The organism is Candidatus Binatia bacterium (genome assembly GCA_036504975.1).
GTDB lineage: Bacteria > Desulfobacterota > Binatia > UBA9968 > UBA9968 > JAJPJQ01.
Genome location: DASXUF010000191.1, coordinates 26,087 through 51,334 on the forward strand (window position 1 = coordinate 26,087; position 25,248 = coordinate 51,334).

The window sequence follows — 25,248 nt, forward strand, 5'->3', positions numbered from 1 at the left end:
GTGTCGAGAATACTTTTTCGATCGCTCCTGGAGAATCAGAGGTTCACCAACCGCATCATCTCTTCCGAGTACCTTGAGCCGACGGCTGCCCCGCGCGGGGCGACTTGATCAAGTCGCCGCAGCTCTTCCGGCGTCAAGGCCAAGTCCACAGCCGCCGCGTTCTCCTCGAGATAGGTGCGCCTTTTCGTTCCGGGAATCGGGATCAGGTCGTCTTCCCGCGCGAGCACCCAGGCGAGCGCAAGTTGTCCGGGCGTGCAGCCTTTTTCCTTTGCGATCGCTTCGACGCGTCTGACCAACTCGAGGTTGCGGGCAAAATTCTCTCCCTGGAAGCGCGGGGATATTCTGCGGTAGTCGTCCGCGGCGAAATCTTCGAAGCGCTTGATCTGGCCGGTGAGGAACCCGCGTCCCAAAGGACTGTAGGCGACGAAGGCAATACCCAGTTCCCGCACGGTCGGCAAAATTTCTTCTTCAGGCTCTCGACTCCAAAGCGAGTACTCGGTCTGGAGCGCGGCGATCGGATGAACCGCATGGGCCCGGCGAATCGTCGCCGCAGAGGCTTCCGAGAGACCGATGTAGCGCACCTTACCCTCTCGCACGAGCGCGGCCATGGCGCCGATCGTTTCCTCGATCGGCGTGTCGGGGTCGACGCGGTGCTGGTAGTAGAGGTCGATGGTGTCCACTCGGAGTCTCTTCAGGCTTGCGTCGCACGCCGCACGAACGTATTCCGGCCGGCCGTTGACGCCGCGCGCCTGCGGATCGTCGGTGCGAACGATACCGAACTTCGTGGCCAGCACCACCTTGTCCCGGCGCCCGCGAATGGCTTGCCCGACAAGCTTCTCGTTGTCGCCCATGCCATAGATATCCGCCGTGTCGAGGAAGTTGACGCCAAGTTCGAGCGCCCGATGAATCGTCGCGATCGACTCTCTGTCGTCGCGGCGTCCGTAGAACTCGGACATACCCATGCAGCCCAACCCTATCGCCGAGACTACGGGCTCGGTTTTTCCTAAACGTCTTTGCTTCACTTCTATCTCCCTTCGCAACTGCTTAAGCTTTGCTCCACAAGCCTCCGTTCAAAGTTCGAAGGATATGCGACTTCATACCGTACACGATCCAGAGCAATTAAATGAAGAATCGCAAGGAGAGGAACAAAGAATGTTGGAATCATGCTCAAAGGAAATGTGCCCATTGCCCGAGTGGTGATTTCTCCGGCCAGGATGCCCAAGGGGCCGGCTGATGCCAGAATGCCGAGCGTGACGGCCATCACCAGATCGAGCAGCCCCAGCACGTTCCACAAAACGAAGACTTGTGTCGGGAAATTTTTCGTGGTCGAAATCGCCCAGGCTACCAAAGGCGCAGTTGCTCCGATCGCGATGTCTCCCCATCCTGCGGGAAGGGCAAAGACGCCCGGCAGAACACCCTCGCGACAAAGCATCAGGAACACAACGGCTCCTACTCTCCACGTTTGAGCGAGAGTGAGGATCCTGAGGCTTGAGGCGCGAACGTGCTGGCGGAATTCGGCCCACTTCAGGTAGCCGATTGCGAAGATGACCACGGGCAGAATCGCCGCGGCGCCCAATGGGATCGGAGGACGGCGGTCGCTGTCGAAGATTCCGAGCAGAGAGCCGCCAAGAGCAACCAAGAACCACAAGGAAAGAACTGCGACTACCAATGCTCTGATGCGGTTGCTCGGCACGGTCCGAAGTGAATGCATAATATTTTCCCCTTTCACGGATATCCTAGCAGGCGGAAACGTCCAGGAGATCGCCGGCTTCGATACAGCTCAGCCCGTGCTCCCGGATAAGCGCCTGCGCCGCATCCGTCAGGCGATTCTCAAGCAAAGCCCGGCGCGCCTCGGTCGAGATTTCCTCATCGGCAAGAAGCAAAGGTACGATTGAGAGACGCGCAGGATTTTGTCCCGGTCCATTCTTTGAACTATTTGCCGGCAGGTGACGGAGATAACGCAGGCGCTCTTGTAACCAGGTACCCTGCGGCCAATCCCAATTCTGCGCGGGAAGACGATCTCCATCATAGATGCCATTGTTCACCCGGCTCTGTCGAAAGATAAGTTGCCACGGGCTCATAAGCATTCCTCCTCATTATGCGGTGTGCTTTAGCGGCTCTTTCATGATCTTTTCCCAAGCCTCGGCGTCACGGTGCTTTGTTAGGCTCCGTTCTTTCCACCGTAACAGCCCCTTACGCACGTACTCGGGGTTAAGATCCAAAGCCTCGCAGATGCTCTCAAAGGAAAAAGCCGCGTCTACGCCTTCTTCCAGGAACCATTCCTCCGCCTCGTCAAAAAGTTTTCTCTTTGTGTCGCTCTCCGCCGCGAGATTGTCCTGATAGCAGCGCACGGCGTCTTCCAGGACGGCCAACATGAGCCTTTTTTCCGGCTCCATTCCGCTCTTCGAGCGCAGCGTGTCGAAGTACTGAGCCGGAATGAGCACGTCCGGCTGAAACAAAAAGCCCAACTTTTCTTGCAAAACCGACTCGGCTCGGTCCATCATCGACTTACCCAACCTTTCTAGCCGCGAAATCGCCGGTATGTCTGTCGATCAGCGCGGCAATCGCTTCCTTGCTTGCCGCGCCGACGATGCGTTCTTTTTCCGCGCCGTCTACAAACAGAATCAACGTAGGTATTCCTTGAATGCCGTAACGCTTTGCCGAGACCGGCCCGGCATCCACGTTCAATTTAACCACGCGCGCCCTCGTTGCGTACTCTTCAGCAAGGTTTTCGACCGTCGGAGCAAGCCTTCGGCAGGGGCCGCACCATTCCGCCCAGAAATCCACCAGGACGGGTCGGTCCGACTGCGAGACGACTTGGTCGAAATTGCCGTCGTTTGCTTCGATAATATGCGCGCTCATTTTCGTCCTCCTCGCGTGATCTCTTCCACGATGGCTTTGTTCATGCATCCTTCCGCCACAAGCTCGGCCCCGTTTCGGTACATCTCGGTCAAAAGACCTTTTCCTTTTTCGTCGACAAACGTCACGGCGCAGAGCAGGATTCTAACCGGCCGCCCGCCGGCGGATTTTTCCCAGCAGGCTTTCAATTCGTCCACCCATGGCCCGGCGAGCTTCCCTTGAAGCTCCAAGACGGTTTGCGACTCGTTTTCTTGCGCGGTGATTTTCAACATGCCGATCTCAGTTCCAGGTGATTTCCCTATGGACGATGACCTCTTTCCCGTCCTCATCAGTTTCGACGATCGGCTCACACCAACAGAAATCCGAGTCTATGTGGCTGAGCCCTACCGGCTGCTGGATTGCCGGCGCTGCAGGGACGTTCCATGTCCGGTTTGCGAACATCGATTGCCTCCTCGGTTTTTTAGCTTAGTACCCTGGCTCTTACGCGGTTCAGGCCAAGCTCCATCGCAGTCGAGACGAGTGCCGGTAGTAAACCTTGAATCGTTGCCCTCGCACAGAGCGCTGCGCCGGTTAGAAGCAGGGCCGCCAAAAATGGTGTTGCGATCTTCATCGGGTTCTCTCCTCTCTGGTAGAAGTATTTCAGCAAGCGCGGTGCCAAAGGTCCGCGCCCGGAGCAAACATTAGAAGTGGCGGGAATCAGGAGAGTTGTGGGCGGCGCTGCCGGATTGTAGAAGACGGTGACGAAGGAAAGTCTGCCGACTTATCGGCAGGCGCCGAAATGTCGGCGTATGCCCGGCATCAATGGATTGCTACGGGTCCTTGTGTCTTTGACTTCCTCAGAAGCAGCACGAATGGGATGCACAGCAGGGCCACGATGGCTAGGAAACGGAATACATCGACAAACGCGAGCAACGTTGCCTGCTTGACGACGACGGCGTAGAGCGCAACCAAGGCCTGGCGCGCGCCGTCCACGGCTCCGGCGCCTGCCGCAAACCTCTGCTGAAGAGTCAGGAGATATTGCTGCGCCGCCGCATCGTAGGGCGTAACGTGCGCGGCGAGCATGACCTGGTGGACTTGAGCGCGGCGCGCGAGCAAGGTCGTGACGAGTGAGATGCCGACGCTCCCGCCGATGTTGCGTGTGAGATTGTAGAGTCCGGTCGCGTTGCCGATCTGCTCCTTGCGCAGCGTTGCCATCGCCGTCACCGTCAGCGGCACGAACAGAAAGCCGATAGATACCCCATTGACGACGTTGGGCCAGGCCACGTTCGCCATCGAGATGACGAGGTCGACATGGCTCAACATTTCCGCCGAGAACGCCATCAGGCCGAAGCCGAACGCGAGCAGCAGGCGCGTGTCGAGGACGCCTACGAGCCGCCCGACGACCAGCATGGCAAAGATCGCGCCGATGCCGCGCGGGCTCACGGCCAGGCCGCTCTCCAGAGCCGAGTAGCCGAGGAGCGTCTGGAGAAAAAGCGGCAGCACGGCGATGCTCCCATAGAGGACGAGGCCGACGACGGCGATCAGCGCGGTGCCAGTCGCGAAGTTCCGGTCCGCGAGAACGCGCAGATCCACGATCGGCTCTTTCTCGCGCAGCTCCCAGACAACGAAGGCGACGAGCGCCGCGATCGAGACGGCGCTGAACCAGCGGATCCATGCCGCGGAGAACCAGTCGGCCTCTTGCCCCTTGTCGAGGACGATCTGGAGCGTCGCCAGCCACAGCGCCAGGAGCGCGAAACCGACGTAGTCGATGCGCGTCTGTGCACTATTCTTGAGGTAAGGAGGATCTTCCACAAACGCCCGCGCCATCAGAATGGCCAGTAGCCCCATCGGCAGATTGACGTAAAATATCCAGCGCCACGAATAGTTGTCGGTGAGCCAGCCGCCGAGCGTCGGGCCGATGACCGGAGCAACCACCACGCCGAGGCCGAAGATCGCCATCGCGACGCCGCGCCGGGCGGGCGGAAAACTTTCCAGCAGCACCGCCTGGGAAATCGGCTGGAGCGCGCCGCCGCCGGCGCCTTGAAGGATACGCGCCAGAATAAGCATGCCAAGACTCGTGGCCAGGCCGCACAGCACAGAGGATGCCGTGAAGACTGCGATGCAGGCGAGTAGAAACCGCTTGCGTCCGAACCGCCGGCTGAGCCAGCCAGTCGCCGGCAGCACGATCGCGTTCGCTACGAGGTAGCTCGTAAGCACCCACGTCGATTGATCGTTGGACGCCGACAAGCTGCCGGCGATATGAGGCAGCGCCACGTTGGCGATCGACGTGTCGAGCACCTCCATGAAGGTCGCCGCCATCGCGGCGACGGCGATCAGCCACGGGCTGGCGCGCGGGCGCCACTCCGGAGTGGTCGTGTCCTCGCTCATCGGACGTTGACCTTGGGCACCACCGACATTCCAGGCCCGAGCGGATACGCGGCGAAATCGGTTCGGTCAAAGACGATCTTTACCGGCACGCGCTGCACAACCTTGACATAGTTGCCTGTGGCATTCTCCGGCGGGAGCAGACTGAAGCGGGCGCCCGCGCCGGACTGGATGCTGTCCACGTGACCGCGAAACCGCACGCGCCGGAGCGCGTCAATCTTGATTTCGACCGGCTGGCCGGGGCGCATCTTCGCAAGCTGCGTCTCCTTGAAGTTCGCGACGATCCAGAAATCGTTGGGAACGATCGCGAACAGCGCTTGGCCCGGCTGGACGAGGGCGCCCAGCTCAACCGCCTTGCGGGTCACGCGTCCCGACAGCGCGGCGTAGATCTTCGCGTAGGATAACTCTAATTCGGCGCTCCCCAGCGCAGCCCGCGCCTCGGCCACTTGCGAATCCGCCTGGCGGATCGCGGCGGCTGAGGCCTGCTCGTTTGCGCGCGCCGCGGCGAGTTGCGCTGATGTCGTGCGGGCATCGGCGGTGGCGTGGTCGAATTCCTGCCGCGCGATCAAGTCGCGGCGGATCAGCTCAGCGAAGCGGCGCTCGTCGGCGCCTGCGCGCGTGGCTTCGGCTTGAGCGGCTCCGACCTGAGCCTCAGCCTGCGCCAAGCGCTCGCGCGCGAGCGCCGCTTGCGCGGTGGAGGTCTCCAGCGCGGCGCGCGCCTGGGCGACGCGCGCCTGAAAATCGCGCGGGTCGATCTCGATCAGGAGGTCGCCGGCGTTCACTGGTTGGTTATCGGTCACGTGCACCGTGAGCACGTGGCCGGTGACTTTCGGGTTTACCTGAGAAATATGGCCTTCGATGAACGCGTCGTCGGTGGATTCGTAGCCGCTGGCATAGCTGTAGTAGGTGAAGCCGGCGGCGATGAGAATTACAATCGCTATGGCGCCGAGCGCGATGAGCCTCGTGCGTCGCGAGTTTTTCTTCAGAGCGATGGTCGCAACTTTGTCGAACTCGGGCTTGTCGGGACGCTTGTCGCGGCTCCGCGGAACTTCTCTTAACATCACAGTCTCCATTATTTGCCTCCTGCGTTGTTAAAGTAGTTTGGCAAGCGCAGTGCCAAATCGCACTCACGAGCGAAAATACCCACAACTCGCGAGAATCAGGAAAGTTACGGAGAGTCAGACTTCGAGGTGGGGAAGATCGTAACTAGAAAATCGCGCCGACTTATCGGCAGGCGCCGAAATGTCGGCGTACTTGGGATAAGAGATGCCGAACCGTTTCATGCGATTGAAGCAGGGCTTGCTTCATTTCAAACCGGGCGCAATTCAGAGACTGGATAACGTTCAGCGACCTTGGCAAAAGCCGCAGGCTCAGATCCTGCGGGCACAGGAAAATACCCTTGGACGGTTAATTTGAAGCGGTCAAGATAGGCCTTGAGGATTTCGGGTTTTTCCTCATCTGGAACGACTCTGATGCGGAATCTCTGACGCTTGGTCCCTTTCTTTAGAATGACTTCGCCTGCAGCCTCGGCGTTGCGGACCCATTGTGTGCGTCCTCGGCCGGCTACGAGAAAGCGTCTTCCATTGAACTCCAGCAAATCGACTGGAGTCGAATAGAGGCGGCCTGTTTTGCGGCCCGCCACCTGCACAAGGTAGTTGTAGCTGAGGCCGAGGCCTAGTCCTACCAGGACGCCGAAAGCTTTATTGAGGATTCTATCGAGCCTTGTGGGTTCTTGCATACGATCATCCTGCAAAAACGATCACACTTAACTCGCTATAGAGCTCAGAAGCGCGACACAACCCACAGCGAGCCGGTCACTGTCACTAGGTCTTCAAGCAGGGCCATGTAGATGTCCGGCAGACCCAGCACTCGCACCAGCCGTTTGCGCGTCTGGTAGCCGCCGAAAGCTCCGGCAACGGCGCCGGCGGCGCCGAGCACAGCACCGAGAAAAATTCCTTGCGCGTTGCCGGCGGTGACGCACGCGCCGGTCAACGCGCCCGTAACAATGCGCGCCGTCAGACCGATGGCCGCGGTGCGGCTCGGAGTTTGCGGCAGCTTGTCGCCTACCAGCTCGACGACTGCGAGCAGCGTGAAAATCACGACGGAGGGAAGCGAGCCGATAAGAGATAGCGGGCGTTCGAGTCTCAGCCAGCCCAGGTGCGCCGCCCACGCCGTCGCCGCCGGCGCCGTGAGCGAGCGCAGCCCGGCGAAGAATCCAATGAGAAAGGCGAATAGAAGCGTCATGATGCAGTCTCCTAGTCCGCCAATTTTTCGTCGAGCGAAAACCGCGCTCCGGCGCACCGCAGGTTCAAAGATCGCAAGCCTGCGTCACGACGTTCGATCGCGAACCAGCCGGTGGGCGGCGACCGGACGTGCGATGCCTTTCAACAAGTACTCGGCGCGCATGGCGCCGGGAAAAGCCGCGCTGATCGATTTATAAGCATCTTCCGTTACCAGTACTTCCCCGGGCGCGGCTTGCCCTTGCAGCCGCGCGGCGATGTTGATCGTATCCCCGACCATGGTGTAATCGCTGCAACTGGTCGAGCCCATGTTGGTGGCGAGCGCCGCCCCGGTCGCGATCCCGATGCCCACGCCCAGGACAACTCCGCCCTCCAGCGTTACGTTGATGTGTCGCACCGCCTCCTGAATCCGAAATGCCGCCTCGACGGCGCGCAGGACGTGATCGTCGTGCTTGATCGGGACGTTGAAAAACGCCATGACCGCATCGCCCAGCAAGCGGTCGACGATTCCGTGATTCTGTCGAATAACCGCGGCGCTTGCCTTGAAGAATTCTTCCGTGATCGGCGCCAGCTTTTCGATCCCAAGCTCCTGCGTCAGGCGCGTGTATCCGCGACAGTCGGCAAAGAGCACCGTTACTTCGGAGAGACGGCCCGTCTCCCAGTGCAGCGCTCACCTGTTGCAAAGATTTGGATTCGAAGCGCTGCGCCGCACGCCGCGGAGCCACCACAGCCAACCCGTGAGCCCCGTGAAAGGCATGCCGTCCGCGAGGCACCGGGGCGACAGCGAAGAAACCGTGGACCTGGACATCTCGTTGGATAAATTCATAGCTTTAATACTCGGCCAACGCATCGTCGGGATAGCAGTACAACCACCCCGTTTCAAGTATTAAGATTGTTGACGTTGCTTGCTGTCCGCTGCTCTTACTTGCTGCGCTGGCTCTAGTGCTCCGTAGTGAGAACGGCGCGAAAACGCGCCTTGCCGCTCATCATGTGTTCGTAGGCTTCGGCTGCGCGCTCGAGCGGAAATACTTCAGTCATCGCGCGCACGCCGCTGAGCACGCTGAACGAGAGCGTATCCTGCGAATCGATGGAGTTGCCGGAGGGCCAACCCACGATCGAACGTCTTCCCAGGATCAGCGGAATCCCAGCCACTTGCAGCGGCTCAGCCGCGGCACCGAGGATGATCAATTTCCCATTCACGCCGAGACCGCCCAACGTCGCGCTCATCGCGTCGCCGCTCGTCACGGTCGCGACGACGACCTTGGCGCCGCCCAACTTCAGCAATTCCGCCGACGGATCTTGTGTTTTGCTGTCGATATAAGACCAAGCGCCGAGTTTTCTGGCCAGCGGTTCCTTGTCCATGCCCCGCGCAATGGCAACGGTCCTGAAACCCATCTTGACGGCGAACTGAATTCCCAAGTGGCCAAGGCCGCCGACGCCGAGTATGGCGACCAGATCGCCCGGCCGCGCTCCGCTGTTGCGCAGAGAATTGAACGTGGTGACTCCCGCGCACATCAGCGGCCCAGCCTCGACCGCTGAAAGTCCGTCCGGGATCAGCGCTAACGCGCCGGCCGGAGCGATCATGTATTCGGCGTAGCCGCCGTCGTAGGCGATCCCGGGAACTTGCGGCGCGACTTGGCAGGTAACGAAATCGCCGCGGCGGCAAGAATCACAGTAGCCGCAATGTCCGCCATGCCAGCCGATTCCGATACGTTGGCTTTCCTTCCATCCCGCAACGCCCGCGCCTACAGCGTCAATTGTTCCGGCGATCTCATGTCCAGGCACACGCGGGTATTGAATGCCGGGCCACGTTCCTTCCTTGGTCACGGAATCACTGTGGCAAATGCCACAAGCTCCAACCTTGAGGCGCACCGAGCCGGCGCCCGGTTCCGGAATTTTACGCTCAACAATTTCAAACGGCCCCTTCGGTCGAGTAACTTGCACGACGCGCATCGTTGACATAATGCCTCCGATCGTAAGCCTTCTTCATCTTTTTCACGTCTACGCTGCCGGTATCACCGGTACTTCGAGCAGCTCGGGTTTGCCGCCCGCGATGCGGGCGGCGGAACCGTTGATCTGTTCGTGCGGTGTGCCGAGCGCGACGGCGCTGGTTCCGTCGAGTCGCGCGATCTGCTCCGGCGAGAGAGTCAGCTCGAGGGCACCCAGCGTGCCATCGAGCTGCGCGTGCGTGCGCGGACCGAGAATCGGGATGAGACTCGTCGTCGAGCGGCGCGCTTTGTGCAGCAGCCAGGCGATGGCAACTTCGGTCGGAGACGCGCCAACTTCTTTCGCGACAGAGAGAACCGCGTCCAGGATCGCCGTCTCACGCGCCGTCTTCTCGGTATGAACGAGTACGGCGAGCCGGGTGTTCAGCCGCCCTTCGTCGCTTGAACGATATTTGCCGGTGAGAAATCCGCCACCGAGCGGCGACCACAGCGCCGCTCCCAGCCCAAGCGCCTCCGCCATCGGCAAAAGCTCGCGATCGGCGGTGCGCTCGGCAAGGCTATATTCGATCTGGATGCCGGCGATGGGCGCCCAGCCGCGCAATTCCGCCAAGAGATCAGCGCGGGAAACGCGCCAGGCGGGGAAATTGGAGAGGCCTGCGTAGTGAATCTTGCCGGCGCGCACCAGATCGTCGAAGGCGCGCACGATTTCCTCCATCGGCGTCACGCCGTCGGCGAAATGCGCCCAGTAAAGGTCGATGCGGTCGGTCTTGAGGCGCTTAAGACTTCCCTCGAGCGAGCGAACCATGTTCTTGCGGTTGTTGCCGGTGCGCGAGATTCCGTCCTTATCGCTCGTGCCCAGCGTATACTTGCTGGCGACGACGAAGTAGTCGCGATCCGCGGCGATGAATTCGCCGACCAGCTCTTCGGACTCGCCGAATTGATAGCTGTCGGCCGTGTCGATGAAGTTGCCGCCGGCTTCGGCGTAACGGTCGAACACTCTTTTCGCTTCCTCGCGCTCCGCGCCAACACCCCAGCGTGTGCCAAAGTTGCCCGCACCCAATGCCAGTTCAGATACCCGCAACCCTGTGCGCCGCCCAAAAATTTTGTAGCGCATACGTGCACTCCTTAACACATCGGAGCATTCCGATCACGCCCTGATCAACGCAGGCCGCCGGTGATGACCATCGTTTCGCCGGTGATCCAGGCGGAATCGGCCGAAGCCAGGAAGACGGCGGCGGGCGCGATGTCCTCGGCTTGGCCGATGCGGCCGAGCGGGGTTCGCGATTCAACATCTTTACGAAAATCGCTCTCCATGATTCCCGCCGCGTGGACTCCCTCGGTTTCCACCATGCCAGGATTGATGGAGTTGACGCGGATGTTGCGCGGACCCAGTTCCTTGGCCAGCGACTTCGTCACCGCATCGACGGCTGCTTTGGTGGCGCTGTAAACCGACGTATTCGCCGGAGCTGCGGTGCTCGCCACCGAGCTGATGTTGATGATGCTGCCTCCCGCCGTGCCGAAATATTTTGCCGCTTCCTTCGAAGCGAGGATCAGTCCGAGAACGTTCAGATCGAAGTGCTTGTGGAAGTGTTCTTCGGTAATTTCTTCGAGCGGAGAAAACTCGTAGATCCCGGCGTTGTTGACCAGGATATCGAGCCTGCCGAATGCCTTCTTCGCTTCCGCGAAGAGCCGTTCGATTTCGGCATGCTTGGCCACATTCGCCTGCACGGCAACCGCCTTTCCACCGCTGCTTTCGATCTCGGCGACGACGCGGTCAGCGCCATCTTTGCTCGAAGCGTAGTTGACGATCACGGCCGCGCCTTCGGCCGCCAACTGTTTGGCGATCCCCGCGCCGATTCCCTTGGATGCGCCGGTGACGATGGCGACTTTGCCCGTCAGTTTTGTTTCTGTTGCGCGCATAATCTTCTGTCCTTTCGCCTTTCAGATTGATGGTATTGTGAAAGGAGACAAGGCAAGCACGGTGCCAAGCAGCTACATCTCCTGAAGCCGGTACAAATGTTGGCAATCGCACGAGTTACAACTGCCGTTTTTAACTTCGAAGTGGTTGTGACGAAGGAAGGTCCGCCGAATTATCGGCACACGCCGAAATATCGGCGCGTTACTTGGAGCGGGTGATGCCCAGATGTTTCATGCGGGATTGGAGGGTCGTGCGCTTCATGCCGAGGCGCGCCGCCGCGCCCGCCGGGCCGCCGATGGTCCAGTTGGTTTCCTTAAGAGCGCGCAGAATATGCTCGCGCTCGGCGGCCTCGAGCGTGGTTGCGCCGTTGGAAGGCGCTGCGGCCGAAGCCTTCAATTCGGCGAGCGGAACGCGCAGCTCGGGGCCGGGCGACAGGATGACCGCGCGCTCGATAAGATTTTCCAGCTCGCGGATGTTTCCGGGCCAGTGATACTTGCCCAGAGCCGCCATGACTTCCTTCGGGACCGTGCCGATACTTTTTTTCATGAGGCGCGCGTGCTTCTGCGCGAAATACCTGACCAGCAAAGGAATGTCTTCGGGACGGTCGCGGAGCAGCGGCATCTGGATTGGAAAAACGTTCAAACGATAATAAAGATCGCTGCGAAACCGTTTTTCGGCGACCATCCCATCCAGGTCGGCATTGGTCGCCGCGATCAAGCGGACGTTTACGCGAATCGTTTTGTTGCTGCCCAGCCGCTCGAATTCCTGCTCCTGCAAAACGCGGAGCAGCTTCGGCTGCAATTCCAGCGGAATGTCGCCGACCTCGTCGAGAAACAGAGTTCCCTTGTCCGCCAGCTCGAAGCGGCCGATCTTCTGCGCGATCGCGCCGGTGAACGCGCCCCTTTCATGGCCGAACAGCTCGCTTTCGAGCAGACCCGTCGGAATCGCCGCGCAATTGACCTTGACGAACGTGTGTTCGCGGCGCGCGCTCAGGTTATGGATCGCGCGCGCGATGAGCTCTTTGCCCGTTCCCGTCTCTCCGAGAATGAGCACCGTCGAATCCGTCGGCGCGACCGTTTCGACCTGCTTCAATATCTCTTTCAGCGGGCGGCTTTCGCCCACGATCTCCTCGAAATTGCGCTCGGTTCGGATCTCGTCTTGGAGGTAGAGCTTTTCCTCGGTGAGCTTTTTCGCACGGTCCACCTCCTGTCCGAAGACGATCGCATTCTCCACGGCGATCGCTATTTGATTCGCTACATGCTGAAGCAGCTCCCCATCCTTCTCGGGAAAAATCTCCTCGCGCATGCTCGCAACGACCAAGGTGCCGAGGGGACGGCCATGAGCGATCAGCGGCAAGCAGCACGCGGATTTGAGGCCTTCGGCGATGATGCGCCGGCCGACGTCGGAACCGAACTGCTCCGCATCGCGGAACGTGATGAACACGGGCTTGCCGGATGTCAATGCCCGGCCCGTCGGGGTGCCTTCCACCGGAACCCAGAGACCTTCCTGCAAGAGCCCCTTGCTGACGGGAAAATCTAATGCGTGAATATAGAGCCGCTGCGTTGCAGCATCGTAAAGGGAAAGGCTGGCATATTCGTGTTGCATCAGCCGCCGAAGGGATGCCGAGACGGCGTTCAGCAGCTCGTGCAAGTTGAGCGCCGACACGACGGCGTTGTTGACCTCCAGCAGAAGGCTCAAGTGATCCCGCTCTTGTCTCAACTGCTCCTGTGTGGATTGAACCTGCTCAAAGTTGCGTGCGTTGTCGACGGCCACGGCCACCTGCCGGGCGACTTGCTGTAAAAATTCCACGTCGGATTCCGAGTAGGCCGCTTCGCGCGCGCTGCCGAACGCGAGCGCGCCCAATTTTCTCAGCGCCGTGGTGATCGGAAACACGCAAACAGATTTAATCCCGCGATCGCTCAGCCATTGTGTCATTTCAGGAAAGCGCGCGTCTCGTGCCAATGCCGACACGACCCAGGGCTGCTGGCTTTGCCACACCCATCCGCCCGGCGTTTCCATCGGACATTCGCCCGAGGGGCAGGCGTAATTGGGATCCGGCGCCTCGAGAACGTGGGAGCGCATGACGTTGCGCTCGGCGTCGTGAAGAATGAGATTGATAAAATCGAACTCGATCACGCGGTGCAGGCGCGGTGTGAGGTCGTGAAACAACTCTTGCAGCTCGCGGTGGGACGCGATCGATTCCGAAACTTCGAGGAGAGTCCGATAACGAAGGATCTCGGCTTGGTGGGTCGGCTGTTGGTCCAGCATGGACGGAGCATAGCACTTAGACGCGGTTTTTTTAAAGAGCCGTGGAATTGAAGACGACAAAACTCACGAGCCGGCGGAATCGATAATATATTTGAGCACGGGCTTCCAGACTCTCGGGTCGCTGTCGATGTTGCGGTGCTGGGCGCAGGGGCCGGTGAACGGGCCCCACGGATCGACGATCGGGATGTTGGTCACTTGAGTCACCGCCTGGTTCTCCGCGACGAGCTTTACCCTGCCGGGGCAGACTGCGAACGTCGAGGGAACGTAAAAGTTGAACGCTTGAATTACATTGCCGGGGACGATTTCATACGATAGAAAACCTTCCATCTGAGCCATCATCTGCACGGGAACGTTCGCTTTTTTAAGCTCGTGGACCGCGTCCGCGATCACCGCGCCACCCTGGCTGTGTCCAACGAGGTAGAGTTTGTCGCCCAGAGAATACAAATACTTGACGACATCGGCGACCACTTCTTTATCGCCTTTGATCATGAGCGTGACGCTTTCGGGAAAAAGTCGTGAGACCTCGAGTCCGAGGACGTGCATTAGCGAGTCGTGGAAGGCGATCCGAGCGAGATCTTTCTCCTCGAGCAAGTTCTGATAGGGCGGCCAGTCCTTGGGAATGAAGTATCGTGCGCGCTCCCAAGAAGGAACCTCGCCGCCGTAGACGCCGATGTAGATGATCCGGCCTTTCGCCGCCCGGCCCATCGCGGGTCGCGCGCGCAGAAACGCCAGATCGCGCGGCTCGGTGAGCGGTTTAGTTTGCGGCGGCGGTCCCGGCTCGGTCGGCTTGGGCGATGAGACCGCCGAGCATCCGGCAAAAAAAAAGAAAATGACGAGCGGCGGCAAATAAAGAGTCCTGGAATGACGTTTCGCCATGCTGTGAAATAGTTCCTACCACGACAGGTCGATTTCCGTAAGCCGGGCGCCCTTGCTTGACGGCTAGCGGGCCCGAGCCGCGCATGAACGCTGTTGCGGGCAAGTTTTCAACAACGAGTTGAGTGCAGGCATTTTACGACTGCGCCTTCAATCAGTTTGGCCTGCCAGCGCAACAAGCCCCCGCTCTCCATAATTTCATCAACGGTCCGCGGCCGGCTCCGGGCGATCGCTTCGAGCGCGGCTCTAGGCGCCAAAGTCGCCGCTGCGATCTCCAGCTCCTTGGCGATGCGCGCGCATTCGGCGCGCAACGCGTTGATCCGCTCGATGACATCGGCGGGTAGAGCATCGGGACGTTCGACGCTTCTACGTTCTGGCCATTGTGCCGGTTCCATTCCAGCCACCCGCGCGATCGCTTCCTCAAGCGTCCGCAGCAGAGTGTCGCGGATGTTGCGCGGCAATTTAGGTCCTTGTTGTAAGGGCACGGCCGGATGGGAATCCAACCATTCGACGAGGTCCAGTATTTGTTGATTGCCGAAAATTTTGAATGACGGCATATTCGCGCGCCTGGCGTGCTGATCGCGCCAGTGCCAAAGCTCTCGCAGATAGGCCAGTTGTCGGCGCGTCAGCCGCCCGGATCCTTTGATGCGCCACGTTTGATCCTGATCGCGTAAACGATCGCGTCCGGTCGACTCCACCATCGCGCGGCAACTTTCCTTGTGCCAGGCCATCCGACCGCGCTCGCTCAGCTCGCGCTCCAGACGCTCCGCGAGCGGTTGGAGGAAACGGGTGTCGTTGATCGCGTAGCTGAGCTGCTTTTCACTCAGCGGCCGACGCGACCAGTCGGATTTCTGCTCTGATTTCTGCCCTTCTTTTTCCATCGTGATAGCGAAGCAGCGCTCGATCAGGGCGGTGAGGCCAATCTGCTCGATCCCGAGCACTTGCGCCGCAATCATGGTGTCGAAAATTTCACCGCGCGGCCTGAAGCCGATAGAGGCTCGCAACATGCGCAGGTCGTAATCGCCGCCATGCAGAATGAGCGGCTTCTCGGCCAGAGCTTCCGAGAATCCGCTCAGGTCCAAATCGGAAAGAGGGTCGACGAGGTAGTGCTCACCTTCGAGCGACAGTTGGATCAAACAAACCTTTTCAAAATAGTTGTGCAGACTGTCCGCCTCGGTGTCCAGCGCGACCGTCTCGGCCATGCCGATGCGCCGGATCAGCGATTCCATCGCGGCGGATTCCCGGACGTAAACGTATTCCGCGAATTCCGGCTCGTTCAACGATTCGATCTCCTTCATCAGGCCTAAGCCATTTACTTTAAATGTACCGGAAATGCAGGTTCAATCTAAACGGCTAAAGGTTGGGTAACTATGGGAAGAACCAACGTAGCGCGGACGCCTTGGTCCGGCCGATTCTCCAGCTTGACGTCGCCCTTGTGCAGGACCGCTATCTCTTTCACGATATTCAGTCCGAGGCCGGTGCTCTTTTTCCCGCTGCCGGGGCGCTGGAGCGAAAAAAATTTGTCGAAGACTTTCTCCAGGGCGAAATCGGGAATGCCGGTGCCGCGATCTTCGACGATGAATTTGAGCTTCTTGTCTTCGATCTCGCCCGTGAGCTCGATCGCGCCGGCGGCGGAACTGAAGTCGATGGCGTTTTGAATCAGATTGGAAAGCGCTTGAAAGAGCAAAAATTTATCCGCGCGCACCACCACGTCTTCCGGAACGCGATCCACCAGACTGACATTTTTCTGCGACAGCATGGGCCGCTTGCTCTCGATCACGGCTTTAAGCACGGAAGAAAACGAAAGCGCTTCCATGTGCTCGAGCATCTTCTGGTTCTCCAGAGCGGAGAGCTCGAGCATCCGATCCACCATTTCCTGAATACGATTGGTCTCGTGTCGGATGTTGGATAGAAACCGCGCTTGCTGCTCCGGCGGCATTTTTTCTTCCAGCAGCTCGGCCGCTCCGCGGATCGCCGATAGAGGGCTTTTCACTTCGTGCGTGAGGTTCTGGACATACTGCTCGACATATTTCTTTCCTTCGAGGGTTTCCTGCATTTTCGCAAACGCATCGCCCATCTCGCCGATTTCACTCCGATCCAGTTCGGGGAACTTCGCCCGTTTCCCCCGGCGGATATCGTCGGCGTAGCGCGTCAGTCGCGCGATCGGTCGAGTGATCCATATAGAGGCGAGATAGCTGAGAAGAATGGCGGCGAGGCCGGCGATGGCGACGACTTTGATAATTTGAGGCTTCGCGCTCTTTAAGAAATTGTTGATGTTGGTCGTCGGTTTGGCCACCGTCAAAACGCCGGTGACCGCCCCATTGACCACCACCGGCGCTGCGACATACAGCACCTTGGTCCCTTGATCGTGGGGATTCGCCACTGTGGTTCGAGAACCGTACTTTCCTTCGAGAGTCAAACGAACGTCTTGCCAGTCGCTATAGTCGGCGCCGACGTTTTGCCGGTCTTCCGAATCGAATACGATCTTGCCGGAGGCATCGGTGATGTAGATCCTCATATCCACGTCGGTCTTCACCAGATTGTAGATCTTCGCGGACAATGACCGGGACCGAACGTTTTCAAACGCCCAGTACCACCTTTCACGGTCAAATGTTTTTCCTTCCATTTCGCGTCCGACAATGGCCGCCAGAATATTGGCCTGATCCACCAGCGGTTCTTCGACGCCCTCGAGATAGCGTATGCGGAGATTATCGAAAAACCAACGGCCGGGATAGGAAAAGCAAACACCCAATATGACAAGGGAACTGAGAAAGATACGGGTTCCCAATCTCACAGGTCCTCTTTCAACGAGTACCCGATCCCCCGGTGCGTGATAATAGGATCTATCTCGGGTTTTATGGCTTTGAGCTTTGCACGGATCATTTTGACATGGGCGTCCACGGTTCGATCCATACTGGCTTCGGGCGCCTCCCAGGCGAGGTCCATGAGTTGATCGCGAGAAAGCACATGGCCGGGACGGAGAACGAGAACCTTTAACAAGTTATATTCATAGCGCGATAATTCCGCGGTTGTGCCGAAATAGGAGATTCGCCGCTTCGATTCGTCGATCTCGAAAGCCTTGCGGACGGGCTTTGCCACGCTTGGTTTTTGCGTGCGCCTGAGCACGGCCTTGATCCGGGCGGAAAGTTCCCTGGGACTGAAAGGCTTGACCACATAGTCGTCGGCGCCGATCTCGAGCCCTACGACCCGGTCGATTTCGCCCGTTCTAGCGGTCAGAAAGATAATCGGAAGGGCGTGTGTTTTGCGGATCTCTTTGCACAATTCCACACCGTTGATATCCGGAAGTCCGATGTCGAGGACAATGAGATCCACCGATTTCTCCTCCAGCAAGGAATGAACCGGCGTTCCCGAGGAGAGACAATGGGTCTCGAACCCATCGGTCTCCAACGCGTACTGAATAGTTTCAGAGATGGCCGGCTCGTCTTCTACGATAAGAATCTTTGCTTTCTTGCCTTTCATGCCCGTTTATTTTCAAACGGTCGATGCTTTTCCACCCCCATTGCATCAACAAGAGGAAGGCCAAGACGGCGACGCAGCCGGCGATAACCATTCCGCCGTGTTCGGCAAAGCGCGCTCCATCTTTGGCAACCGCCCCGTTGAGCAAGGGAATCGCGAGAGTGATGAGGCCGTACCAAAACAAGGGGGCCAGCCCCGCTGACGCCCGACTGAGGGAATCGACCCCCACGTGATCCTTTTCAATACCTTCTCTCTGTGCTCTCTGTATAAGACGCCGTACGGCCGCGATTATTCTATAAAACAGGCACAGGAAAAAGAAATAAGTGATGACGCCTTCAAGGCGGTGCATCCTCGGCTGCGTGAGCCAGCCGGAATAGATGTCCGCATCATAAGAATAGATCGAGATAATGATTCGAACGGCGTTGATAAAAACCGTCAGGCCATAGGCACTGACCAGGGCGCCTGCGAACCATAACCATTTCAGTCTTTTATGTTGGATATGATGGACGCCGGAAAACACCGCCATACAAGAGGCGATAATGAGGAAATTCACGCCGGCACACGCGGGCGCAATGTTGATCCGGCGCGAATAGTTGACGAATCCCATATGGGCTTCTTCTTCAAATGGGATTCCGCTGATCCGCTCGACCAGCCCCGCGGTAGGCCGCAAAATCCAGGCAAGGTCTTCACTGCCGGCTTCGCTGTAGTGATGTTTGAGACCGACGGCGACAAATAAGGTGAGCAATAGAATGATCCCATTGTCCGAAATGAACGCCCTATTCATGGTTCTCACCGTGCCATCGCTCACCGCTCTCTGAGACCGTACGGCCCGCCCGCCATTTTTTATAGACCAAGCCCGCGGACAGCATCACGGCAGCCATGGCCAACAGCAGCCCCAATTCGGGCTCCGGAACCGAAACAGTTCCACTCAAGGCCAGATTGGATACGTGCAGCGGTAAGGGAAGCGGTTGGTCCACCTCCTCGCTGTCACCCGGATTACGAAAAACCTCGCTTACGGCAATGAATGAGGTATGGGCGGTCAACAGATTGTACGTGAGTCCGAGGCTCACGATTTCGGCCTTGTTGTCGGATTTTTCGTTAAAGCTAAAATCGGATAGGCGGCCGATTCGGGTACGCGCCCACAGATAGCGCAACGCGTCGTTGGTCTCGCGAGGTTGGGTTTCCGCTACATGGAAGGTTTGCGCGTATTCTCTATTCCCCGCGGTTCCGCTGACTTTAATGATCCCTTGTCCAGCTCCGCGCCACTTGCCGAAAACGATCACCGGGCGATCGGCGAAAAGGTCGTGGATGCCGACCGGCTCGATGTCATACGCCCCAAACCCCGCATAAGAAACGCCAATATGCGTTAGCACCGGGGATTGGACGTACTCGCGAAATTTTTCCGCGGCCGAGGGCGCCTCGGACGGATCGGTGACGACAAAAGACTCCGCCTGACCTGCTTTCGCGATGCCTTCGATCAGGTACCGGTTGACGCTGCCGCCGATGCCGAACGCGAATACGTTCGCTTGCTGAAGGTTGTTTTGAATCTCCTCGAAGACCTCTTTTTCCACCGCTACGTATCCGTCGGTGATGATGATCAGAGTCCGAGAGTAGGCTTCGTCGCGGGGCAGTGAAAACCCTCTTCGCACGGCGGCTAACAGCTCCGTCCCGCCGCCACCCCGCTGTTCCTCGATGATCTGAATCGCCCGGCGGACGTTCCCGTCGCTGGCAGACACGGACCGTGGAGCCATCAGGCGCGAACCGCCCGAGAAAAGGATCACGTTGAATTTATCGGTCGGCCGTAAGTTGCCGATCAGGTCTTTCACCAACTCCTTCGCCGTGTTCAGCGGAAAGCCGTTCATGGATCCCGAGACATCGACCACAAAGATGAATTCTCGGGGTGGAATATCTTGCAGCCGGACTCGTTCAGGAGGTTGGACCATCAGCAGGAAAAACTTTTCATCTTGGCCATCAAAAAGCATGAGTCCCGACTGGATGCCTTCCCCGACCAGACGGTAGTTCAAGATATAGTCCCGATTTCCGCTGAACGTTTCGGCATCCTTCAAGGCGACTGTCACGACCGAGTCGCCTTCCTGAAAAACGTCGGTTTCATGGGAGGCACAGGCGATCTCCTGCAGCGCCATACCCGTTGAAACTCTGGCCGTGATGTTGAATTTCGTATCGGGGCTGCCGCCTTCGGGCAGATACGGACTCTTGATCCATCGGTCGGTCTCCGGCGCATCAGCTTCCGATCGATTCGAGTAACGGGGCCCGACGACGGTCGGGTAGACGAACTCGTAGGCGCCGTCTGTCGGGACGAGCAATTCGGTGTAACGCAGCTCGATGTCGATGGTATCGCCCGGCATGATATTGGCGACATTCATGCTGAATACATTCGACCGCTGTTGCTTGAGCAAAGAAGCGCTTTTGCCCTCTGTTTTGGCCTCGTCGAATTGTTTTTGCGCCGCCTCTCGTTCCTTAATCTTGGCGGTAATGACCTGCCCGCCGATGGTGAGCTTCATGCCGTGAACCGCAGCGCGCGTGGACGCCGGGAAGATATAGCGCGCGCTGATGGGGCGCATCCCATCGTTGGAATACGTTTGTTTGACCAAGACGTCGGCTATCACCCCGCTGATATTGACCTCGACGTTGGTTTGCTTCAGGGGAAACCGATCCACCGCCGGATCCCCGTTGTCGATAAAAAAATAGGGAGACAGTGTGCGGTTATCTCCTGTCTCCGCATACAGGCCGGTTGCCGAGATCGCCAAAGCGATGCTGAAGAACAACCACAGCCGCCATCCGGATATCTTGAACATAGTGACCTCCTTGCGCGATTTTCACGAAAGGTAGGGTCGCAGTTCGAAAAGAGGATGAAAGAAGGCAGAAAAATCAGTGAAAAGTAAAAAACATTAGCGCTGGAAAGGTCGGCCGGGCAAAAACCGCCAAGCGTACCTTAATAGGGTGATCGGAAAGACTAAGACTGGCGCGCGAAAATGGGGGAAAGATGGAATCAGATACCGACGGGAATGTCCGGTCGATCAATCACGGCTCGACGGGCGCACAAGCGGCGCTAGACGCCAGCGGCCGTAGGCGACGAAGGCCGCGAGGATTCCAACCACCAGCGGGATCAGCGCCATGACGACAGCGCCCATCATCAGCGTGATCACCGTCGCGCCGATCATGATGATCATGAGCCCGGCCGCGGCGAGCGGCGTCAGGCCCGGGCGAATGCCGAGCAGCCCGGGGAGTATCAGGCTGATCGCGCCGAGTACCTCGCACACGGCGATGAACCGCAGGAACCAGCCCGGCAGCGGTATCGGCATCTGCTTCGTCATCTCTTCGATCGGCAGGACCAGTTTGATTCCGCCGGCCCACAGAAAAAGCAGCGCGAGCAGCGCCTGAATGATCCACAGCACAAAATTCATAATCAACCTCCTCCGTCTTCCCGCCGCAGCGGTTACTTTGTGCTCGCCGCCTCGGCGGCCGACTTCATTTGCCTGAGACCCTTCTCGAAATCGTCGCCGATCATTTTGTCCATGTTCATGAACAGGCCGAACGCCTTCGCCATAAAATTCTTTTCGCCGGCCATGCTCCACGTGACCGCCGTTTGATTGCCCTGGGGCTTGAACGTGAACTCGGTGTCGGCGGTGGACGCGAACGGCTTCAGGAATTCGAGCTTGATCCTGACGAGCTCGTTCGGGCGGCTCTCCGTCAAGGTCATGCGTCCTTCGCCTACCTGGTCGTTGCCGGCCCACGTGTAAATCGCGCCGGTGCCTGCCGGCGCGCCTGCGTGGGTTTTTTTCATCGCTGGATCGATCTTGGCCCACGGGGACCACGCGTCCCAGTTGTGGAAATCGTTCACCTGCGCGAACACCACCGTCGCCGGAGCCGCGATCGTGGCGCTCCGCGCGACGCGATACTCGGACGGTTGCAGCGCCACGACGACAACAAACGCGACGACGATGACAATGAGACCGATGAGGATTTTTTTTAGCATGGATTCACCTCCCCCACAGTAAGTCAGTGAATTGCAGGCTGCTCAAAAAGACTCAGAGGCAAGGCGCGCGACAAATCGACGAGCGCAGGCGTACTCTTCAGTACGTCGAGCGAGGCGATTTGAGCGCAACGAAGCATATGAGCTTTTTCAGCAGCCTGCCCTAGCCGCCGGCGATGGCGCCGACAATCATAAATGGCTCGGCGCCCTTCGCCACCGCGTCGGGCAGCGGCGCGTCCGGCGATTCGTGAGACAGATCCTCCCCGCAGGCGAAGAATCGTACGAACGCGCGGCGCTTTTGCGTGACGTGGTCGCGGATCGTCCCTTGCAGCATCGGATAGCGCGCCTCGAGCGCGTCGAGGACCGCGCGCTGCGTGACCTGACCCGCGACATCGAGCTTGAGGTCTAGCTTCACTTCGCCGTCGACTTGCGCGAGCTTCCTGAGATGCGCGGGGAGCGTGACTCGTATCATGGCAAGGTTTGGACCTCGACAGACACCACGGCCGGAAGATCGCGGACGATGGCTCTCCAATTATCGCCGCCATCTGGTGATATATACACCTGCCCGCCGGTGGTGCCGAAGTAGACGCCGCACTTATCGAGCGAGTCGACCGCCATCGCGTCGCGCAGGACATTGACGTAGCAGTCGCGCTGTGGCAGGCCTTTCGTGAGCGCCTCCCACTCGTTGCCGCCGGTCCGGCTGCGATACACGCGCAGCTTGCCGTCGGGCGGAAAATGCTCCGCGTCGCTCTTGATCGGCACGACGTAGACGGTTTCCGGCTCGTGCGCGTGCACGTCGATCGGGAAGCCGAAGTCGGTCGGCAAGTTGCCGCTGATCTCGCGCCACGACTCGCCGCCGTCGTCGCTGCGCAAGACGTCCCAATGCTTCTGCATGAACAAAACGTTCGGACGCGACCGGTGCATCGCGATGCGGTGAACGCAGTGGCCGACCTCGGCCGTCGGATCGGGAATGTAGAGCGAGTGCAGGCCGCGGTTGATCGGCTTCCAGGTCTTGCCGGCGTCGTCGGTGCGGAACGCGCCGGCAGCCGAGATGGCGATGAAGATTCGATTCGGGTCGCGCGGATCAAGAAGGATCGTGTGCAGGCACATCCCGCCCGCTCCGGGTTGCCATTTGGGCCCGGTTCCGTGGCCGCGCAATCCTGCGAGCTCGTGCCAGCTCTTGCCGCCATCGGTCGAGCGGAACAAGGCGGCGTCTTCCACCCCGGCGTACACCGTGTCCGCATCCTTCAGCGATGGTTCGAGATGCCAGACGCGCTTGAACTCCCACGGGTGCGGCGTGCCGTCGTACCACTGGTGTGTCGTGAGAGGCTTGCCGGTTTCAGGCGACGTGTCGTAAACGAACTTGTTGCTCTCGGCTTTGGGCATGCCCTCCGGGGTGGTGGTGGGTTCGCCGGCGGGTGTGCCGGGTTGGTGCCAGGTCTTGCCGCCGTCATCCGAGCGTTGAATGATCTGCCCGAACCAGCCGCTCGACTGCGACGCATATATGCGATTCGGATCGGCGGGCGATCCCTTCAAGTGGTAGATCTCCCAGCCCGCGAAGTGAGGGCCGCTGACATTCCACTTCTCACGTTTCGCGTCCGACTCTATGATGAACGCGCCCTTGCGCGTGCCGACCAGTACTCGTACTTGGCTCATATTTTACTCCTTTTCACCCCCTCTCAATCTCCCCCTTGCTAAGGGGGAGACGAAGAGGGGGTCTGGCTTCTGCGGTAACCGAAAAGATTCTCGACGCTTCATTAGCTCCATACTACTCACCCCGGCAGCCCCGGAATCTCGATCACGGGCCGAATTTCGACGGTGCCTTTCTCCGCAGCGGGAATTCTCGCGGCGACGTTCATCGCGGCGTCGAGGTCCTTGGCGTCGATCAGGAAATAGCCGCCGAGCTGTTCGCGCGTCTCCGCGAACGGGCCATCCGTCACGAGCCGTTTGCCTTCACGCACGCGCACACTGGTCGCCATCGCGACCGGCTGCAGCGGGTTCGCGCTCAGATATTGCCCGTTAGCCGTCAGATCGTGCGCAAGCTGCGTCGAGTCTTGGTAACACTGCTCCCGCTCGCTCTCACTCATGGCACTCTCATTCATGTAGATCAGCAGTATGTATTTCATCTCTTGCCTCCGCAGGCCGGCCATAAAGGCCCATATACTTCGTTGCGCTCGGCCCGCTTCGCGTCAACGTACTGAAGAGTACGCCTCCGCTCACGGACCTTCGCGCGCCTCGTCTCCGGACCTTTCTGACCGGCCTGAAAATATTCTTTTTCTCCTCTATCAAGTCGAACGCAGACCGTCATCGTTGTTCGTACGCTTGCTTCAAAGTTTTTATGTCGAGTTTTTTCATTTGAAGCAATGCCTTCATGACACTTTCCGATTTCTTGGCGTCCTTGTCTTGCAACATCTTGCCTAAAACAGTTGGAACGATTTGCCATGACAAACCGTATTTGTCTTTAAGCCAGCCGCACTGTTGTGCCTTCTTATCGCCGCCTTCGGAAAGTTTCGCCCAATAATAGTCTACTTCTTCTTGAGACTCGCAACCGACGTGGAACGATACAGCCTCATTGAATTTGAACATCGGGCCGCCGTTGAGTGCCGTAAACGCCTGCCCATCGAGTTCGAATTCCATAGTCAACACTGTCCCCGCGGGCTTTCCGTGGATTTCATATCCCGCTTCTCCATATCGCGATATATTGCCGATCTTTGAGTTCTTAAAAATGGCGGTATAGAAATTCACCGCCTCCTCGGCGTTACTATCGAACCACAAGCATGGGGTGATTTTTTGCATATAGCTATACTCCCTCCGTTGGGATCCGCTCGGCCTCAGCTTCATGCGCCACCGCCAGCGACAGAGAAAAGCCCTGGAAACTCGTCTGCCCCGTACAACGTCCGTCGGATGCCATCACCGTCGTCTCGCCGACGCGCAGGCTAACATGCATGATTTTCTTCTCGGAGCCAGGTGGGAGCATGCCCGGCGGGTGCGGTTCTGGGCTCTCTTTGAAGCGCATGAGCATCAAGACCTCGGCGCCCAGCGCCTTCTTGTAGAACTCGACCGCCTCTTCGCAACGGCCGTTGAAAAACAGATAAGGTTCGATTCGCATGATTTCCTCCTCCGATGGTTTTGCTTCCGTGAGGGGGACAGTCCCTTTTCTTTAGAGGGACTGTCCGGGTGGCCCCAGGCGGTTGCCCGCCCGAGGCTCCCACAGACCCGTACGTGCATTTTTGATGCATACGGTTCCTCGGATCATGGTCTCGCTGCGCGAGAATCGCGCACCCTATGCCGAGCAAACTTCGACTGTTT

28 protein-coding genes and 1 pseudogene are annotated in these 25,248 nt (G+C 58.9%); all 29 read right to left on the reverse strand.

The window, feature by feature from the left end; genetic code table 11:
* Positions 1-35: 35 nt before the first annotated feature.
* The 29 genes and pseudogenes from VGL70_23310 to VGL70_23450 all read right to left on the reverse strand — a co-directional run bounded on the left by VGL70_23310 (position 36) and on the right by VGL70_23450 (position 25,048).
* Entirely contained in the window at positions 36-1,022 is a 987-nt protein-coding gene (locus VGL70_23310) for an aldo/keto reductase (protein HEY3306460.1), read from the reverse strand.
* A gap of 2 nt (positions 1,023-1,024) precedes the next feature.
* Positions 1,025-1,729, reverse strand: coding sequence for a hypothetical protein (locus VGL70_23315; protein ID HEY3306461.1), 705 nt, complete (start codon positions 1,727-1,729; stop codon positions 1,025-1,027).
* Between the two features lie 7 nt (positions 1,730-1,736).
* Positions 1,737-2,081, reverse strand: a complete 345-nt coding sequence (locus VGL70_23320) for a hypothetical protein (GenBank protein ID HEY3306462.1) — start codon at positions 2,079-2,081, stop codon at positions 1,737-1,739.
* Between the two features lie 15 nt (positions 2,082-2,096).
* Positions 2,097-2,504 carry a hypothetical protein gene (locus VGL70_23325; GenBank protein HEY3306463.1) on the reverse strand — a complete coding sequence of 136 codons (408 nt, stop codon included), beginning with the start codon at positions 2,502-2,504 and terminating at the stop codon, positions 2,097-2,099.
* 4 nt (positions 2,505-2,508) lie between these two features.
* Positions 2,509-2,862 (reverse strand): thioredoxin, encoded by a 354-nt coding sequence (gene trxA, locus VGL70_23330; protein ID HEY3306464.1) that lies wholly within the window; start codon positions 2,860-2,862, stop codon positions 2,509-2,511.
* On the reverse strand, positions 2,859-3,131 hold the full coding sequence (locus VGL70_23335) for a hypothetical protein (protein HEY3306465.1): 273 nt from the start codon (positions 3,129-3,131) through the stop codon (positions 2,859-2,861). The genes trxA and VGL70_23335 overlap by 4 nt, the downstream gene beginning before the upstream one ends.
* A 7-nt stretch (positions 3,132-3,138) precedes the next feature.
* Positions 3,139-3,300 carry a hypothetical protein gene (locus VGL70_23340; protein HEY3306466.1) on the reverse strand — a complete coding sequence of 54 codons (162 nt, stop codon included), beginning with the start codon at positions 3,298-3,300 and terminating at the stop codon, positions 3,139-3,141.
* 357 nt (positions 3,301-3,657) lie between these two features.
* Positions 3,658-5,226 carry a DHA2 family efflux MFS transporter permease subunit gene (locus tag VGL70_23345; protein HEY3306467.1) on the reverse strand — a complete coding sequence of 523 codons (1,569 nt, stop codon included), beginning with the start codon at positions 5,224-5,226 and terminating at the stop codon, positions 3,658-3,660.
* On the reverse strand, positions 5,223-6,296 hold the full coding sequence (locus VGL70_23350) for an HlyD family secretion protein (protein HEY3306468.1): 1,074 nt from the start codon (positions 6,294-6,296) through the stop codon (positions 5,223-5,225). Before VGL70_23350 ends, VGL70_23345 begins: the two co-directional genes overlap by 4 nt.
* 236 nt (positions 6,297-6,532) lie before the next feature.
* Entirely contained in the window at positions 6,533-6,961 is a 429-nt protein-coding gene (locus VGL70_23355) for a nitroreductase family deazaflavin-dependent oxidoreductase (protein ID HEY3306469.1), read from the reverse strand.
* A gap of 44 nt (positions 6,962-7,005) precedes the next feature.
* Complete coding sequence (locus tag VGL70_23360) at positions 7,006-7,467, reverse strand: DUF4126 family protein (GenBank protein HEY3306470.1); 462 nt, start codon at positions 7,465-7,467, stop codon at positions 7,006-7,008.
* Between the two features lie 84 nt (positions 7,468-7,551).
* Positions 7,552-8,130, reverse strand: coding sequence for an adenylate/guanylate cyclase domain-containing protein (locus tag VGL70_23365; protein ID HEY3306471.1), 579 nt, complete (start codon positions 8,128-8,130; stop codon positions 7,552-7,554).
* 272 nt (positions 8,131-8,402) lie between these two features.
* Positions 8,403-9,425 (reverse strand): alcohol dehydrogenase, encoded by a 1,023-nt coding sequence (locus VGL70_23370; GenBank protein HEY3306472.1) that lies wholly within the window; start codon positions 9,423-9,425, stop codon positions 8,403-8,405.
* Between the two features lie 39 nt (positions 9,426-9,464).
* On the reverse strand, positions 9,465-10,523 hold the full coding sequence (locus VGL70_23375) for an aldo/keto reductase (protein HEY3306473.1): 1,059 nt from the start codon (positions 10,521-10,523) through the stop codon (positions 9,465-9,467).
* Between the two features lie 44 nt (positions 10,524-10,567).
* Positions 10,568-11,329, reverse strand: coding sequence for a glucose 1-dehydrogenase (locus VGL70_23380; GenBank protein ID HEY3306474.1), 762 nt, complete (start codon positions 11,327-11,329; stop codon positions 10,568-10,570).
* A 199-nt stretch (positions 11,330-11,528) separates the two neighbouring features.
* Positions 11,529-13,595, reverse strand: coding sequence for a sigma 54-interacting transcriptional regulator (locus VGL70_23385; protein HEY3306475.1), 2,067 nt, complete (start codon positions 13,593-13,595; stop codon positions 11,529-11,531).
* A gap of 63 nt (positions 13,596-13,658) precedes the next feature.
* Positions 13,659-14,471: a hypothetical protein gene (locus VGL70_23390; GenBank protein ID HEY3306476.1), complete on the reverse strand. Its 813-nt coding sequence runs from the start codon at positions 14,469-14,471 to the stop codon at positions 13,659-13,661.
* Between the two features lie 107 nt (positions 14,472-14,578).
* Positions 14,579-15,766, reverse strand: coding sequence for a ribonuclease D (locus VGL70_23395; GenBank protein HEY3306477.1), 1,188 nt, complete (start codon positions 15,764-15,766; stop codon positions 14,579-14,581).
* Positions 15,767-15,813: 47 nt separating this feature from the next.
* On the reverse strand, positions 15,814-17,262 hold the full coding sequence (gene creC, locus VGL70_23400) for a two-component system sensor histidine kinase CreC (GenBank protein HEY3306478.1): 1,449 nt from the start codon (positions 17,260-17,262) through the stop codon (positions 15,814-15,816).
* Positions 17,259-17,948 (reverse strand): two-component system response regulator CreB, encoded by a 690-nt coding sequence (gene creB / locus VGL70_23405; GenBank protein HEY3306479.1) that lies wholly within the window; start codon positions 17,946-17,948, stop codon positions 17,259-17,261. Before creB ends, creC begins: the two co-directional genes overlap by 4 nt.
* The gene (xrtK, locus tag VGL70_23410; GenBank protein HEY3306480.1) at positions 17,893-18,729 is read right to left on the reverse strand and encodes an exosortase K; all 837 of its coding nucleotides are present in this window, start codon (positions 18,727-18,729) and stop codon (positions 17,893-17,895) included. Before xrtK ends, creB begins: the two co-directional genes overlap by 56 nt.
* Positions 18,722-20,761 (reverse strand): VIT and VWA domain-containing protein, encoded by a 2,040-nt coding sequence (locus tag VGL70_23415; GenBank protein ID HEY3306481.1) that lies wholly within the window; start codon positions 20,759-20,761, stop codon positions 18,722-18,724. Before VGL70_23415 ends, xrtK begins: the two co-directional genes overlap by 8 nt.
* A 222-nt stretch (positions 20,762-20,983) precedes the next feature.
* On the reverse strand, positions 20,984-21,370 hold the full coding sequence (locus tag VGL70_23420) for a DoxX family protein (GenBank protein HEY3306482.1): 387 nt from the start codon (positions 21,368-21,370) through the stop codon (positions 20,984-20,986).
* Positions 21,371-21,402: 32 nt separating this feature from the next.
* Positions 21,403-21,942 (reverse strand): SRPBCC family protein, encoded by a 540-nt coding sequence (locus tag VGL70_23425; protein ID HEY3306483.1) that lies wholly within the window; start codon positions 21,940-21,942, stop codon positions 21,403-21,405.
* Positions 21,943-22,102: 160 nt separating this feature from the next.
* Positions 22,103-22,411, reverse strand: coding sequence for a MoaD/ThiS family protein (locus VGL70_23430; protein HEY3306484.1), 309 nt, complete (start codon positions 22,409-22,411; stop codon positions 22,103-22,105).
* Positions 22,408-23,595: an exo-alpha-sialidase gene (locus VGL70_23435; GenBank protein HEY3306485.1), complete on the reverse strand. Its 1,188-nt coding sequence runs from the start codon at positions 23,593-23,595 to the stop codon at positions 22,408-22,410. Before VGL70_23435 ends, VGL70_23430 begins: the two co-directional genes overlap by 4 nt.
* A 116-nt stretch (positions 23,596-23,711) precedes the next feature.
* Positions 23,712-24,065 carry a YciI family protein gene (locus tag VGL70_23440; GenBank protein HEY3306486.1) on the reverse strand — a complete coding sequence of 118 codons (354 nt, stop codon included), beginning with the start codon at positions 24,063-24,065 and terminating at the stop codon, positions 23,712-23,714.
* A gap of 178 nt (positions 24,066-24,243) precedes the next feature.
* A complete protein-coding gene (locus VGL70_23445) occupies positions 24,244-24,735 on the reverse strand; it encodes a VOC family protein (protein ID HEY3306487.1) in 492 nt (163 codons plus the stop codon).
* Between the two features lie 25 nt (positions 24,736-24,760).
* Positions 24,761-25,048, reverse strand: a pseudogene (locus VGL70_23450) (VOC family protein).
* Positions 25,049-25,248 lie beyond the last annotated feature (200 nt).